Origin of the sequence: Brachybacterium sp. Marseille-Q7125 (genome assembly GCF_023062615.1) — a bacterium.
GTDB lineage: Bacteria > Actinomycetota > Actinomycetes > Actinomycetales > Dermabacteraceae > Brachybacterium.
Genome location: NZ_JALLAL010000119.1, coordinates 1 through 1,400 on the forward strand (window position 1 = coordinate 1; position 1,400 = coordinate 1,400).

Annotated in this window: 1 protein-coding gene; it reads left to right on the forward strand. The window is 69.9% G+C overall.

The features are described from left to right. Window positions 1–899: APC family permease (locus MU407_RS13955; protein ID WP_246958394.1), on the forward strand; the 899-nt coding region annotated here is incomplete at its 5' end. Window positions 900–1,400: the final 501 nt, after the last annotated feature.

Genomic DNA, 1,400 nt, shown 5'->3' on the forward strand with positions numbered 1-1,400 from the left:
CTGGCGTTTCACGCGTACAGCCGACCACCCCCGAGACCCACACAGGGGGGATCGTCGGCCGCGTCAGATGTGTAGACGAGACAGGAGAGGGCAGCGGCACCCTGGGCGCGCTGTGGGACGGTGGCCTGCCCGCCCTGCTGGGCGGCGACGGCGGCCCACTCACCGTGCTCGCCACACTTCAGGCTGCGGCGATCATGTTCTTCGCCTTCGCCGGGTACGCCCGGGTCGCAACCCTCGGCGAAGAGGTCACGGAACCGCGTCGGACCATCCCGCGCGCCATCCTCGCGGCCCTCGGCATCGTGGCCGCCCTGTATCTTGCGCTGTCGCTCGTGCTCGTGATCGTCAGCGGCACCACCGGCCAGCCGGGCGATGCCGGCTGGGGGCCCGCGCCCTTCCGCGCCGCCCTGGAGAGCGTCGGCGCCGGCGGCGTGTGGCTCCTCATCGTGTCCATCGGGGCGGTGGCCGCAGCCTCGGGCGCGCTGCTGGCCCTCGTCGCCGGGATCTCCCGCACCATGCTCGCGATGGCACGCAACCGCGACCTGCCACCCGTGCTCGCGCACGTCTCGCCGCGCTTCTCCGTCCCGCAGCGAGCGGAGATCGCCGCCGGCGCCGGAGTGCTGCTGCTAGTGCTGCTGGCCTCTGACGTGCTCGTGGCGGTGGCGGCATCCTCCTTCGGCGTGCTGCTGTACTACGCGATCGCGAACCTCTCCGCGCTGACCCAGCAGAATCGCTGGCGCCTGTACCCCCGCCCGATGCAGATCCTGGGGCTGCTGGGCTGCCTGGCCCTAGTGATCATGCTGCCGGGCAGCACCATCGCCGCAGGCCTGCTGCTGATCGGCGCGGGCGTTCTCTACCGCCTGGCCGTCGCCGGAGTGCGAGGAGCACGCGCGAGCGCCTGAGGGGCCAAGCGTCTGAGGAGCCGAGTGCCTGGGGGCCGAGCGTCTGAGGAGACGAGCGCCTGGGCGGGCGATGCGACCGGAGGCGGCGGAGCGCTGTGTGAGCAGGCCGCCGCCTCCGGGTGTTCCCGCTGGTCCGGTCATGGACCACCTCCGTCCTGGGGTCGCTGTCGGCTGTGCGCGCACCACCATCGTGGGCTGCCAGGGTGGTGCGCTGCCACCGTCGGCCCCGGATTGTGGACAGAGGGCCGTTGTGGAGGAGAGGTCACTCAATAGAAAACCAGTGCGATTCATTGTGGAGGAGAGGTTGCGCCCTCCTGTGGAAGTTATCCACAAATTTGCGATCCCCTCTTCCGTGGTGTGTAGGGCGGCGTTACCCTCGATCTTTCATCGGGCTGGTGAGCGGTCGCGGTCGGCGTCTTTGCCGGTGTTCAGCTGCTGATTGTGGCATTCGGGTATGACAGATCGTCGCAGTGTCCGTTGCGGGCGGTCGGGTTCCACTCC